Below are 14270 nucleotides of genomic sequence, written 5' to 3'. Positions count from 1 at the left end.
AGGAGCCCCCATGCGGGTCAAGTACGTCCTCAACGAGGTCCTGATCGGCCTGTGGCGCAACGCCACAATGACCATCGCCATGATCATCACGCTGGCGGTGTCGCTCACCATGCTCGGCGCCGGCGTGCTGCTGTACGCACAGGTCGACCGGATGAAGGACCTCTACTACGGCAACGTCGAGGTCAAGGTGTTCCTGAACGGGGACGCGACGGACGCCCAGCGCGACGGCCTCGGCGCCGCACTGCGTTCCAGCCCGATGGTGCGGGAAACGATCTACGAGAGCAAGGCGGAGGCGTTCGCCAGGTTCCGGGAGATGTGGTCCGAATCGCCCGACCTCATCGCGACCGTTCGGCCGGAGCAGTTGCCGGCATCCTTCCGGGTCAAGCTTCGCGACCCCGAGGGCTACCGGGAGTTCGCCGCCCGGTTCGGCACCCGGCCGGGCGTCGACCAGATCATCGACCAGCGGCAACTGCTGGAGAAGGTGTTCGACATCTTCGCCGCGATCCAACTGCTCGCGCTGGCCGTCGCCGCGGTGATGGCGATGGCCGCGCTGCTGCTGGTGGGCAACACGATCCAGCTGGCGGCCTACAGCAAGCGCCAGGAGGTGGCCGTCATGAGACTGGTCGGCGCGTCGAACTGGTTCATTCAGGCGCCGTTCGTGCTGGAGGCGATGGTCGCCGGCGTCGTGGGTGCGGTGCTCGGCTTCGGTGCGCTGTTCGCCGGCAAGACCATCCTGATCGACGGCCGGCTGCATTCGCTGATCCCGATTCAGAACGGGGACGTGTGGCTGATGCTGCCGTTGATGGCGGTGGTCGGCGCCGCCGTCAGCGCGGTCACCGCCTGGATCACCCTCCGTTTCTACCTCCGCGTCTAGGGCCTGTCCTGCCCCGCGTGTCCGGCCACCGCGGCCAGCGCCTGGCGGTCCACCTTGCCGTTGGCGGTCACCGGCAGCCGGTCGACCACCGCCCACAGGGTCGGCACCAGGTAGCCCGGAAGCCGGTCGGCCAGCATGGACCGGACCACGGCCGGGTCGAGCGGGTACGTGCCGGCCGGCACCACCGCGGCGACCAGTCGCTTGTCGGCGCTGTCGGTCCCGGTGGCGAAGACCAGCGCGTCACGGACTCCCGGGTGGGCCAGGATCGCCGCGCGCACCGCGCCCGGCTCGACCCGGTAGCCGCGGAGCTTGATCTGATCGTCGGCGCGGCCCAGGAAGTGCAGCCGGCCGGCCGGATCGCGCCGCACCAGGTCGCCGGTGCGATAGAGGCGCTCCGGTACGTCCGGCGAGAAGCGCCCGAACCGCCGCCGCGTCTCGGCCTGGTCACGCAGGTAGCCGGTCGCGAGTCCGTCGCCGGCGGCGTAGAGCTCGCCGACTTCGCCCGGCGGCACCGGCCGCGCCGACTCGTCGAGCACGTACACCCGGGTGCCGGGCACCGGCGTGCCGATCGGCAGCGGGCCGTCGACCTCCTCCGGGCGGGAGATCGAGTGGGTGGTGGTGAACGTGGTGTTCTCGGTGGGGCCGTAGCCGTTGGTGATCGTCAGGCCGGGATGGCGGGTGAGCAGCCGGGCCGCGTGCTCGTGCGGCACCACGTCGCCGCCGGTCAGCAGTTGCCGCAGCCCGCCCAGCGCGTTGGGTGCGAAGTCCACGAACAGCCGGAACAGGCCCGCGGTGAGCCAGGCGACGGTCACCTCCCGGTCGATCAGGAACTCGCCGAGCTCGCTGGGCGCCGGCAGGGCGCCGGGGTACGCCTCGAGCGTCGCCCCGGTCAGCAGCGCGCCCCACAGCTCCAGCGTGGAGGCGTCGAACGCGAGCGGGGACAGCCGCAGCATCCGCTCGCCCGGGCCGAGCCGCGCGTAGTGAGCGCCGCGGACCAGCCGCAGGACGGCCCGGTGCGGGATGCAGACGCCCTTGGGTTCGCCGCTGCTGCCCGAGGTGAAGGCCACGTAGGCGAGCCGTTCCGGATCGGGCGCCACCGGCGGCTCCGCGCCGCCCGCCCACGACGGTTCCCAGGTGGCGACCGCCGGGATGTTCCGCACCACGGCCGGCCGGTCGCCGGCCAGGACCGCGGCCGGTGCGCACCGGGCGACGATGCGGGCCAGGTGCGCGGCCGGCAGGCTCAGGTCGGCGCCGACGTAGGCGGCGCCGGCCCAGACCGTGCCGAGCACGGCGACCGCCTCGGCCACCGACGGTGCCAGCCCCACCAGGACCGTGTCACCGGGCGTCACCCCGGCGCGGCGCAGCTCGCGCGCCTGTTCGGCGGCGGCCGCGGCGAGCTGCGCGTACGTCAGCTCGGCCGTGCCGTCGCGGACCGCGACCCGCTGCGGGAACCTGCGGGCGGTGGCCCGGAAGAGCCCGTCCAGCGAGGTCATCCGATCAGCTCTGCCTGCGCCCGTACAGTGTTGGCGCGCAGCACGTCCATGGTCCGCACCGGCTGCCCGGCCCGCGCCCGGATCCGTTCGACGAGCGCGACCAGGCGCAGCGAGTCGCCGCCCACCTCGAAGAAGTTGACATCGTCCGCGACCTCGTCCAGGCCGAGGACCTCCAGCCAGAGCTCGCGCACCAGCTCGATCCGGCCGGCGCCGTCACGCACCGCGATTTCGTCCGACAAGGGAGCCTCCAGGTTTGCGCCCGCCGCGTCGTGGGCGGGCGGTGATCGGTACGTGCTTGTAGCCGGACGCGAAGGTGGACAGCAGCCGCTCCGGCCGGCCCGCCGGCGCGAAGTCCTGGTAGCGGCCCAGGAGCTCGGTGAAGAGGACGTCGAGGCTCACCTTCGCGACGCTGTGCCCGACGCAGTAGTGCGGGCCGATGCCGAACGCCAGGTGCTTGTTCGGCCGGCGCCGGATGTCGAACCGGTCCGCGCCGGGGAACACCCGCTCGTCGCGGTTGGCCGAGCCGAGCCACACCACCACGGCGTCCCGGGCGGCGATCGGCGTGCCGCGCACCACGGTCGCGGTGGTGGCGTACCGCATCACGTGGTTGACCGGGGAGGCCCAGCGCAGCGCCTCGGCGCAGCCCTGTCGGTTGAGCTCGGGGTGCGCGGCCCAGTCGGCGAGCACGTCGGTCCCGATGAACTCGGCCAGTACGAAGCTCGGCGCGTGCGGCGTGGTGACGTTGGCGCCCAGCAGCAGGCTGTAGCAGTTGGAGACGGCCTCGCCGAGGGTCATCTCCCTGCCCTCGAAGCGGGTGGCCAGCAGGGCGCTGAGCAGGTCGTCGCCGGGGTTCTCGGCGCGGTGCCGCACCACGTCCTGGAAGTAGCCGAAGAGCTCGAGGTGCGCACGTTTCAGGGTGACCTCCCGGCCGCCGGCGAGCTGGTACTCCGGGTCGTCGGCGGCGATGCACATCGTGGTGATCCGGGTCAGCCAGTCCCAGTCGGCGCGCGGCAGGCCCATGATGGTGCCGGTCACCCACATCGGCAGCGCCAGCATCGCGGCGCCGAAGTCGAAGACGCCGCCGTCGCCGAGCGGCGCCAGCAGCTCGACGATCAGCGGGCGGATCCTGCCCCGCTGCCGCTCGACCGCCTTGATGGTCAGCGCCCGTTTGAGCCGCGCCTGGCGGCGGGTGTGCCGCGGCGGGTCGGTGACGGCGAGCTGGTGACCGCCGGCCGGGTCGTCGGTGCCGAGCAGATCGAGCAGCGTGCCGCGTTCGGAGGTGAACGTCCGGGTGTCCCGCAGCACGGCGTCGGCCTCGGCGTAGGTGGTGACCGACCAGAAGCCCCGGCCGGCGTCCACCTGCTGCCAGTGCAGGCCGTCCTCGGCGCGCAGCCGCCGCAACAGTGCGTGCGCCTCGGGTCCGCAGTGGACGGCGGGGTCCACCAGGTCCGGCGCGCCGGACAGGATCGGGCATCTGTCACGCGTCATGGCCCACCACCGTGGCGAGGACGCTGCCGGGCGAGTCGGTCAGATACATGTGGCCGCCGTCGACCTCGGCGTAGCGGAAGCCCGCGTCGGTCTCGGCGGACCACTGCCGCGCCTCGGCGGCGCTCACCAGCTCGTCGCGCCGGCCCCGCACCGATGTGATGGGCACCGGCAGCGGCCCGTCGTGCTCCGAGACGTAGGACTCGTGCATCCGGTTGTCGGCGCGCAGCACCGGGAGCACGATCTCGCGCATCCCGGGGTGGTCCAGGGCGCCGTGCACGTAGCCGGTGACCCGGCGCAGCCCGTCGATGAAGCCGTCGTCGTCCAGGTGGCCGACCCGTTCGAAGCCGCGATCGCGGGGGCCGGGTGCGCCGCTGACGACGAGCCGGTCGACGGCGACGCCGCGCTCGACGAGCCGCCAGGTGAGCTCGTAGGCCAGCTCGGCGCCGAGCGAGTGGCCGAACAGCACCACCCGGCCGGCCCCGTCGAGCTGCGGTACCAGCGCGGGGCAGAGGGCGGCGGCCGCCGACCCGACGTCGGTGTGCGCCGGCTCGGCGAACCGCTCCTCCCGGCCGGGGAGCTGGACGGCCAGGATCGTCAGGCCCGCCGGTGCCGACCGCCGCCACTTGCGGAAGAACGAGGCGCCCGCCCCGGCGAACGGCAGGCAGATCAACACTGTCGGTTTCATCGTGCCTTCATGGCCGCGATCAGGCTCTTCGGGCGCATGTCCGTCCAGTGCTCGTCGACGTACCCGAGGCAGGCGTCGCGCGGGCCCGGGCCGTGTGCGACGGTCCAGCCGGCCGGCACCTCGGCGAAGCCGGGCCAGAGCGAGTGCTGGCCCTCGTCGTTGACCAGGACGAGGTAGGACTGGTCCTCGTTCTCGAACGGGTTTGTCATGGGTTTCTCCTGCCCTTCGATTCGGTCTGCGTCATTCGGCCCACAGCGCTTCGATCTCCGCCCGCTCCTCGTCGCTGAGCGTGACGAGCGGTTCGGGTGGGGCATCCTGGCCCGTGTCCTGCTCGATCTCGACGGCCACGGATGCGAGCGCGGCGACGGTTTTCGCGGTGAACACGTCGCGAGGAGTCAGGACGAGCCCGGCCTCCTTGGCCCGGCCGGCCAGGCGAATGGCGGTGATCGAGTCGCCGCCCAGCTCGAAGAAGTCATCATCGGCGCCGACCTCGGCCGCACCGAGCACCTCGGCGAACAGCCCGCACAGCAGCACCTCCCGCGCGGTCCCCGCCTGCCGATGTTCACGGCTGCCGGCGTATACCGGGGCGGGCAGGGCCCGCCGGTCCACCTTCCCGGTCGTGGTCAGCGGCAGCCGGTCGAGTGCCACGAACGCCGCAGGGACCAGATAGTCCGGCAAAAGATCCGCCGCGTGCTCCTGTAGGCCCTCCACCTCGCCGACCACGTAGGCGACCAGGCGTCCCTCTCGCGCCAGTACCACCGCCTGCGCCACGGCCGGGTGAGCACGCAGCACGGTCTCGACCTCACCCGGCTCGATCCGGTGACCACGGATCTTCACCTGCTGGTCGGCGCGGCCGACGAACACCAGATCCCCGTCCACGGTCCACCGCACCAGGTCACCCGTGCGGTACATCCGGCCACCGCCCGGGAAGGCCACGAACCGTGACGAGGTCAGCCCGGGCCGGCCCAGATAGCCACGGGCGACACCGGCACCGGCCAGATACAACTCGCCGACCACGCCCGGCGGCACCGGCCGCAACGCCCCATCCAGCACCAACGCCCGGGTGTTGTCCAGCGGACGGCCGATCGGCAACGGCGACGGGACCGGGCGACCCGGGGCGACCAGGTGGGCGGTCGCGAACGTCGTCGTCTCCGTCGGCCCGTAGACGTCCACAATGGTTAGATTCGGACAGGCTGCGCGGATCTTGGCGGCGGCCTCGGGGTCCACCTGTTCACCGCCGGTCCAGACCTCCCGCAACCCGGCGAAACACTCCGGGTCATCGGCGGCGAACAGATGGAACAACGCCGTCGTCAGGAACAACGCCGTAACCCCGAGCTCCCGCACCACCACCGGAGTCAGCGGCTCGTTCGGAGCCAGCACCGCGCAGCCGCCCGACAACAGCGGCACCCACAACTCATACGTCCAGGCGTCGAACGCCAACGCCGAATGCACCAGCACCCGCTCATGACCCGCCCCGAACCGGCCGTCCCGCGCCAAGGCCGCGACATCGGCGTGGGTGACCTCGACACCCTTCGGCCCGCCGGTCGAACCGGACGTGAACATCACGTAGGCAAGGTTCCCCGGCATGACCGGGAACCCGAGGTTCGACGCGTCCCCGGTATCCGGCCAGCCGCGGTCCACAACGCAGACGGTGTCGGCAAGCAGGTTCTCCACCCGGGAGGACGGCCAGGACGGGTCCACCGGCACGTACGCGCCGCCCGCCTTCAGGATCGCCAGGACCGCGACCACCCAGTCCACGCCTCGCGGCAACGCGAGCCCGACCCGGCTTTCCGCGCCGACACCCGCGGCGGCCAGTGCCCGGCCCATCCGGTTGGCCCGCGCGTTGAGCTCGGCGTAGCTGACCTCGTCCTTCCCGTGGACCACCGCGATCGCGTCGGGAGTGAGCGCCGCCTGCCGCTCGAACAGCCCCACCACCGTGGCGTCCGGCAGCGGGCGGTCCGTGTCGTTCCACCCCGCCAGCAACGACCGCTCGTCCGCGGACGAAAGATCAAGACGGCCGACGAGACGGCCGGGATCGGCCGCGAAGGCCTCCAGGACACCGCCGAGCCGGTCGGCCACCCGCCGGACCAGGTGCCGGTCGAACACGTCCGGCCGGTAGCTGATCTCGAACCGCAGCTCCGCGCCCGGCGTCACGATCATGCTGAGCGGATAGTGCGTGAAACCACTGTCCTCGTTGCCGAGCGGCGCGACCGTGAGGTCGCCGAAGCTCATCGACTCGACGCCCCAGAGCGCGTTCTGGAACGCGATGGTGGTGTCGAACAGGTCGTCGAGGCCGGCCTCCCGCCGCACCGCCGGCAGGTCGAGGTGGTGGAACGGGATCAGCGCGGCCTGCTCGGCCTGCACCCGCGCCAGCAGTCGGTCCAACGGCTCGGCCGGGTCGATGCGCACCCGCACCGGAATCGTATTGATCAACAAACCCACGATCTCCGCCGCGCCCGCCAACTCGGCCGGCCGGCCCGACACCGTCGACCCGAACACCACATCCCAGCGACCCGTCAGCTGCGCCAGCACCAGGGCCCACGCGCCCTGCACCACCGTGTTGAGCGTCAAGCCCCTGGCCCGGGCCGCGGACGCCACGCGCGCGGACTCCCGCTCACCCAGGCCTCCGGCCACCCGCGCCGGCGAGACCCCCGCCGGCAGGTCCGCACCCGCGGCCGCCAGGGTCGGCCCGTCCAGGCCGAGAAGCGCCTGCCGCCACGCACCCAGCGCCTCGTTCCGGTCCCGTCCGGCCAGCCAAGCGAGGTAGTCCCGCAGCGGCACCGGATCCGGCAGCGCGGGCTCGCCCCGGTACAGCGCGAACAGGTCGCCGAGCGCCCGCGCCATCGACCAGCCGTCCCACAGCAGGTGGTGGCTCGTCAGCACCAGCACGTGCCGGTCGGCCGCCAGCCGCGCCAGCGTCGCCCGCATCAGCGGCGGCACCGCCGGGTCGAAGCGCTCGGCCCGGTCGGCCTCCCGCACCCGGGCCAGTCCGCCCGGGTCGTCCGACAGGTCGAGCTCACGCCACGGCACCGTCACCCGGTCCGCCACGACCTGGACGACGTCGCCGCCGCGGCACACCACGAATCCCGCACGCAGGCTCGCGTGCCGGGCGACCAGAGCGTCGACCGCGGCCCGCAGCCGGCGCGGGTCCAGCTCGCCTGCGAGCAGCAGCGCGTCCTGCACGAGGTAGGGGTCGGTGTCGGTCTCGTCGTACAGGCTGTGGAACAGCAGGCCCTGTTGCAGCGGCGTGGCCGGCAGGATCTCCTCGACGGCCTCGTAGCGGGCCTCGACGGCCGCCCGCTCGTCGTCCGCGAGCACCACGAGCGGCCCGGCCGGTGTCCCGGCGTCGTCGCGTACCTCGCCGGCGAGCGCGGCGAGCGCCGCGGCGGTCCGGCCCGCGAAGACCTCGCGCGGGCTGAACGCGAGCCCGGCCTGCCGGGCCCGGGTGACCAGCTGGATGGCGACGATCGAGTCGCCGCCCAGCTCGAAGAAGTCGTCGTCGATGCCCACCTCGGCGACGCCGAGCACGCGTGCGAACAGCCCGCAGAGCAGTTCCTCGCGCGGGGTGCGTGCCGGGCGGTGTACCCGGCCGGCGCCGTACGCGGGCGCGGGCAGTGCCCGCCGGTCGATCTTCCCCGTGCTGGTCAGCGGCCACCGGTCGAGCGCGACGAACGCGGCCGGCACCATGTAGTCCGGCAGCAGCGCGGCCGCGTGCCGCCGCAGGCCCTCCACCTCGCCGACCACGTAGGCGACCAGGCGTCCCTCCCTCGCGAGCACCACCGCCTGTGTGACGGCCGGGTGAGCACGCAGCACCGTCTCGATCTCGCCCGGCTCGATCCGGTACCCACGGATCTTCACCTGGTGGTCGGCGCGGCCGAGGAAGTCCAGCTCGCCGTCCACGGTCCAGCGGGCCAGGTCGCCGGTGCGGTACATCCGCGCGCCGGCGGGGCCGAACGGGCAGGCCACGAACCGGGCGGCGGTCAGCCCGGGCCGGCCGAGATAGCCCCGGGCCACCCCCTCGCCGGCCAGGTACAGCTCCCCGGTCACGCCCGGCGGCACCGGGCGCAGAGCCGGGTCCAGCACGTACGCCTGCTTGTTGCCCATCGGGCGGCCGATGGAGGTGCCGGTCCCGCTCGTGATGTGGGCGCAGGTGGAGTCCACCGTGCACTCCGTGGGGCCGTAGAAGTTGTAGACCTCGGCGCCGGTCGCGGCCAGGTCGCACCACAGCGACTCGTCGACCTTGTCGCCGCCGAGCGACAGCAGCCTCGGCCGGTGCCCCGGCGCGCTCAGCAGGCCGGCGTCCAGCAGCTGCCGGGCGTGCAGCGGCGGCACGCTGAGCGAATCGACGGCGTGCTCTCTCCCGTACGCGATAAGGGCCTGCGCGTCACCGCGCAGCTCCTCGCCGATGAGGTGGAGTTCGTGGCCGGCCATCATCCGCAGCAGGTCGGCCCAGGCGGCGTCGAAGCCCAGCCCGAACGTCAGCGCGACCCGCAGGCGGCGGCCCGCGGCGGCCGCGCGCATGTACCCGTCGTTCTGCGCGTGGAACATGGCCACGACGTTGCGGTGGGTGACCGCCACGCCCTTCGGCCGGCCGGTCGAGCCGGAGGTCTGAATCACGTAGGCGAGGTGCCCCGGCCGCAGCGGCGTCCGGGGGTCGTCCGCGGGCCCGTCGGCCGTGGCCCGTTCGACGGGCAGGACGGTGGCGCCGCCGGCCTCCGGCGCGTCGCCGCCGGTCAGCACCACCGCCGGGGCGACGTCGGCGAGCAGGGCGCGGATGCGCTCGGCCGGCCAGGACAGCTCGATCGGCAGGTAGGCGCAGCCGGCCTTGAGCACGCCGAGGATTGCCACGACGGCGTCCGCCGACCGGGGCAGCAGCGCCGCCACCAGGTCGTCGGTGCCGGCGCCGAGGCCGATCAACCGGTGGGCGACCCGGTTCGCGCGGGCGTTGAGCTCGGCGAAGCTGAGCGCGAGGGTGTCGTGTACCAGCGCGGTCGCGTCCGGGGTGGCCCGGACCTGACGTTCGAACAGGTCGACGACGGTGTCGTCCGGGAGCGGGCGGGCCGTGTCGTTCCAGTCCGAGAGCAGCCGGGTCCGGTCGGCGGCCGGCAGCAGGTCGACGTGGCCGGCGGGCCGGCCGGGGTCGGCCGCGAAGGTCTCCAGGACCCGGCGCAGGCCGCCGGTCACCTGCCGGGCGAAACCCTCGTCGAACAGGTCCGGGCGGTAGCTGAGCTCCAGCCGCAGGTCCGCGCCGGGCAGCACGTCGAGGCTCAGCGGGTAGTGGGTGAAGCCGCGCGCATCGTCGTCGAGGACGCCGACGTCGAGCCCGGCGCCGCGCAGGACGTCGTCGTTCCACGGCGCGTTCTGGAAGACGGTGGAGGTGTCGAACAGTTCGCCGAGCCCGGCCTCGCGCCGCAGGGCCGGCAACTCGACGTGGTGGTGCGGGGTCAGCGCGGCCTGCTCGGCCTGCAACCGGGCGAGCAGGCGGTCCAGCGGCTCGGCCGGGTCGATGCGTACCCGCACCGGGATCGTGTTGATGAGCAGCCCGACGATGTCCGCCGCGCCCGGCAGCTCGGCCGGCCGGCCCGACACGGTCGACCCGAACACCACGTCCCAGCGGCCGGTCAGCTGCGCCAGCACCAGCGCCCAGGCGCCCTGGACCACCGTGTTGAGCGTCAGGCCCTTCGCCCGGGCCACGGCCGCCACCCCGGCCGACGCCCGCTCGCCCAGGCCGGCGGCGATCCGCGCGGGCAGGGCGCCCGCCGATGCGCCCGGCGCCACCAGGGTCGGGCCGTCCAGGCCCGCGAGGGCCCGGCGCCACGCCGCCAGGGCCGCCGTCCTGTCCCGGCCGGCCAGCCACGCCAGGTAGTCGCGGAACGGCACCGCCGGCGGCAGTCCGGACTCGCCCCGGTACAGCGCGAAGAGGTCGCCGAGCGCCCGCGCCATCGACCAGCCGTCCCACAGCAGGTGGTGGCTGGTCAGCACGAAGGCAAAGCGATCCGGGGCGAGCCGCGCCAGCGTCGCGCGCACCAGCGGCGGTGCCGCCGGGTCGAAGCGCACCAGCCGGTCCGCCGCTAGCATCGCGGTGAGCCCGCCGGGATTCGCCGACAGGTCGAGCTCGCGCCACGGCACCGTCACCCGGTCCGCCACGACCTGCACCACCGCGCCGCCGGGGCAGACCGCGAAACCGGCGCGCAGGCTCGCGTGCCGGGCGACGAGTCCCTCCACCGCGGCCCGCAACCGATGCGGGTCGACCGGGCCCGACAGCATCAGCGGGATCTGGCCGACGTACGGGTCCGCCGGGCCGTCGCCGCGGTCGTAGAGCGCGTGGAAGAGCAGGCCGTGCTGGAGCGGTGCGGCCGGCAGGATCTCACCGGCCGCCGGGAAGCGGGCCTCGACCGCCGCCCGGTCCTCGTCGTCGAGCACGATCAGCGGGCCGTTGACGGCCTCGGCGGCGGCCTGCGGTGCGGTGGCCACCCGCGCGAGCGCGGCCACGGTCTTCGCGGTGAACACGTCGCGGGGGCTCAGGACGAGCCCGGCCTCCCGGGCCCGGCCGGCCAGGCGGATCGCGGTGATCGAGTCACCGCCCAACTCGAAGAAATCATCGTCAGCGCCGACCTCGGCCGCACCGAGCACCTCGGCGAACAGCCCGCACAGGACCACCTCCCGCGGTGTGCCCGCCGGACGGTGTTCACGGCTGCCGGCGAATGTGGGCGCGGGCAGCGCCCGCCGGTCCACCTTCCCGGTCGTGGTCAGCGGCAGCCGGTCGAGCACCACGAACGCCGCAGGAACCAGATAGTCCGGCAACAGACCCGCCGCGTGCTCCCGCAGACCGTCCACCTCGCCGACCACGTAGGCGACCAGACGGCCCTCTCGCGCCAGCACCACCGCCTGCGCCACCCCCGGATGGGCACGCAGCACGGTCTCGACCTCACCCGGCTCGATCCGATGACCACGGATCTTCACCTGCTGATCGGCCCGGCCGACGAACACCAACTCCCCCGCCGCCGTCCACCGCACCAGATCACCGGTGCGATACATCCGCGCACCGGCCGGGCCTGCCACGAACCGTGACGCGGTCAGCCCGGGCCGGCCCAGATAGCCACGGGCGACACCGGCACCGGCCAGATACAACTCGCCGACCACGCCCGGCGGCACCGGCCGCAACGCCCCATCCAGCACCAACGCCCGGGTGTTGTCCAGCGGACGGCCGATCGGCAACGGCACCGGGACCGGGCGACCCGGGGCGACCACCTGCGCGGTCGCGAACGTCGTCGTCTCCGTCGGCCCGTAGACGTCCACAATGGTCAGATTCGGACAGGCTGCGCGGACCTTGGCGGCGGCCTCGGCGTCCACCTGTTCACCGCCGGTCCAGACCTCCCGCAACCCGGCGAAACACTCCGGGTCATCGGCGGCGAACAGATGGAACAACGCCGTCGTCAGGAACAGTGCCGTGAGGCCGTGACCCCGGACTCCCGCCGGGGTCAGCGGCCCGTTCGGAGCCAGCACCGCGCAGCCACCCGACAACAGCGGCACCCACAGCTCGTACGTCCAGGCGTCGAACGCCAATGCGGAGTGCACCAGCACCCGCTCATGACCGGCCTCGAACCGGCTGTCCCGGGCCAGTGCGGTGATGTCGGCGTGGGTGACCTCGACACCCTTCGGCCGGCCCGTCGAGCCGGACGTGAACATCACGTACGCCAGGTTCCCCGGCACGATCCGGCATCCCAGGTTCGACGCGTCCCCCATATCCGGCTGATCCACATTGGAGATAACGCGGACGGTGTCAGCCAGAAGGCTCTCCACCCGGGAGGACGGCCAGGACGGGTCCACCGGCACGTACGCACCGCCCGCCTTCAGGATCGCCAGGACCGCGACCACCCAGTCCACGCCCCGTGGCAACGCCAAGCCGACCCGGCTCTCCGCGCCCACACCCGCCGCCACCAGCGTCCGGCCCAAGCGGTTCGCCCGCGCGTTCAGCTCGGCGTAGGTGACCTCACCGGTCTCGTGCACCAACGCCACCGCGTCGGGGGTGAGGCGGACCTGCCGCTCGAACAGCTCCACCACGGTGGCGTCCGGCAGCGGGCGGTCCGTGTCGTTCCAGCTCGCCAGCAACGAGTGCTCCGCGGCCGACAGAAGCTCAACGGACCCGGCGAGCCGCCCGGGATCGGCCGCGAAGGCCTCGAGGACGCCGCCCAGCCGCTCGGCCACGCCCCGGGCGAACCACTCCTCGAACACATCCGGCCGGTAGCTGACGTCGAACCGCAGCTCCGCGCCCGGCGTCACGGCCAGGCTCAACGGGTAGTGGGTGAAGCCCTCCTGCGCCGGGTCCTCCCCGCGCAGCACCCCGGTGTCCCACAGGTCGCCGGGCGCCTCGGCCTGGTGGAAGTTCTCGAAGGCGATGGTGGTGTCGAACAGCTCGCCGAGGCCGGACTCGCGCCGCACCACCGGCAGCTCGACATGATGGAACGCGGTCAGCGCCGCCTGCTCGGCCTGCACCCGGGCAAGCAGCCGATCCAACGGCTCCGCCGGATCGATGCGCACCCGCACCGGAACCGTGTTGATGAGCAGCCCGACGATGTCCGCCACGCCCGGCAACTCCGCCGGCCGGCCCGACACCGTCGACCCGAACACCACATCCCAGCGACCCGTCAGCTGCGCCAGCACCAGCGCCCACGCGCCCTGCACCACCGTGTTGAGCGTCAGGCCCTTCGCCCGGGCCACGGCCGCCACCCGTGCGGAGGCCCGCTCGCCCAGACCGCCCGCGACCCGCGCGGGCAACACGCCCCTGGCCGGGCCCGCGCCCGGCGCCACCAGCGTCGCGCCGTCCAGCCCGTTGAGCGCCCGGCCCCACGCCGCGACGGCCGCGTCGCGATCCTGCCCGGCCAGCCATGCCAGGTAGTCGCGCAGCGGCACCGGGTCCGGCAGCGCGGGCTCGCCCCGGTACAGCGCGGCCAGGTCGGCCAGCGCCCGCGCCATCGACCAGCCGTCCCACAGGATGTGGTGGCTCGTCAGCACCAGCACCCGGCGCCCCGCCGGAAGCCGGACCAGCGTCGCCCGCAGCAGCGGCGGCACCGCCGCGTCGAACGGCACCAGCCGGTCCGCCGCGAGAAACCCGGCCAGGTCCGGCAGGTCGGTCTCCCGCCAGCCGACGGTCGCGTGTTCCGCGATGACCTGCACCGCGCCGCCCTCGCGGCGCACCAGGAACGCCGCGCGCAGGCTCGCGTGCCGGGCGACCAGGCCGTCCAGCGCGGCCCGCAGCCGCACCGGGTCGACCGCGTCCGACAACTCCAGCGGCGCCTGGATCACGTACGGGTCGGCCGCGCTCGCGGTGGCCAGCGCGTGGAAGAGCAAACCCTCTTGCAGCGGAGCCGCCGGCAGGACCTCCTCGGCGCCCGGGTACCGGGCCTCGATCGCCGTCCGGTCCTCGTCGTCGAGCACCACGAGCGGCCCGCCACCGGCATCGGCGCCGGCCTCCGGCACCGCCTCGGTGGCGGCCCGGGCCAGGGCGGCGACCGTCTCGCCGATGAAGATGTCGCGGTATTCGAGCACGAGCCCGCGGACCCGGGCCGCGGCAACCAGCCGCACGGAGCTGACCGAGTCGCCGCCCAGCTCGAAGAAGCTGTCGTGGATGCCGGGCCGGGGCGCGTCCAGCACCTCGGCGAACAGCTCGCACAGCAGCGCCTCACGCACGTCCATCATGGAGTCCTTTCGGAACGGGTCGGGCGGCGGG

General features: G+C 73.7%; 7 protein-coding genes. 1 reads left to right on the top strand and 6 read right to left on the bottom strand.

Annotated elements, in window-relative coordinates:
* Positions 1 to 10: 10 nt before the first annotated feature.
* Positions 11 to 874: a permease-like cell division protein FtsX gene (gene ftsX, locus BJ971_RS11910; RefSeq protein ID WP_184992489.1), complete on the top strand. Its 864-nt coding sequence runs from the start codon at positions 11 to 13 to the stop codon at positions 872 to 874.
* Here ftsX and BJ971_RS11905 read toward each other — a convergent pair.
* From BJ971_RS11905 to BJ971_RS11880, 6 genes are read right to left on the bottom strand one after another with little or no spacing between them, the layout of a single operon-like run.
* Positions 871 to 2367: an amino acid adenylation domain-containing protein gene (locus BJ971_RS11905; RefSeq protein WP_184992487.1), complete on the bottom strand. Its 1497-nt coding sequence runs from the start codon at positions 2365 to 2367 to the stop codon at positions 871 to 873. The two genes, ftsX and BJ971_RS11905, sit on opposite strands and share 4 nt — an antisense overlap.
* On the bottom strand, positions 2364 to 2606 hold the full coding sequence (locus tag BJ971_RS11900) for an acyl carrier protein (protein WP_184992485.1): 243 nt from the start codon (positions 2604 to 2606) through the stop codon (positions 2364 to 2366). The genes BJ971_RS11905 and BJ971_RS11900 overlap by 4 nt, the downstream gene beginning before the upstream one ends.
* A complete protein-coding gene (locus tag BJ971_RS11895; RefSeq protein WP_184992483.1) occupies positions 2581 to 3855 on the bottom strand; it encodes a cytochrome P450 in 1275 nt (424 codons plus the stop codon). The genes BJ971_RS11900 and BJ971_RS11895 overlap by 26 nt, the downstream gene beginning before the upstream one ends.
* Positions 3845 to 4540 (bottom strand): thioesterase II family protein, encoded by a 696-nt coding sequence (locus BJ971_RS11890; RefSeq protein ID WP_184992481.1) that lies wholly within the window; start codon positions 4538 to 4540, stop codon positions 3845 to 3847. Before BJ971_RS11890 ends, BJ971_RS11895 begins: the two co-directional genes overlap by 11 nt.
* Entirely contained in the window at positions 4537 to 4749 is a 213-nt protein-coding gene (locus BJ971_RS11885; protein ID WP_184992479.1) for an MbtH family protein, read from the bottom strand. The genes BJ971_RS11890 and BJ971_RS11885 overlap by 4 nt, the downstream gene beginning before the upstream one ends.
* Positions 4750 to 4780: 31 nt before the next feature.
* On the bottom strand, positions 4781 to 14236 hold the full coding sequence (locus BJ971_RS11880) for a non-ribosomal peptide synthetase (protein ID WP_184992477.1): 9456 nt from the start codon (positions 14234 to 14236) through the stop codon (positions 4781 to 4783).
* Positions 14237 to 14270 lie beyond the last annotated feature (34 nt).

The organism is Amorphoplanes digitatis, assembly GCF_014205335.1.
In the GTDB taxonomy this organism is placed as follows: Bacteria; Actinomycetota; Actinomycetes; order Mycobacteriales; family Micromonosporaceae; genus Actinoplanes; species Actinoplanes digitatus.
This window is presented reverse-complemented; position numbering and strand designations above follow the sequence as displayed.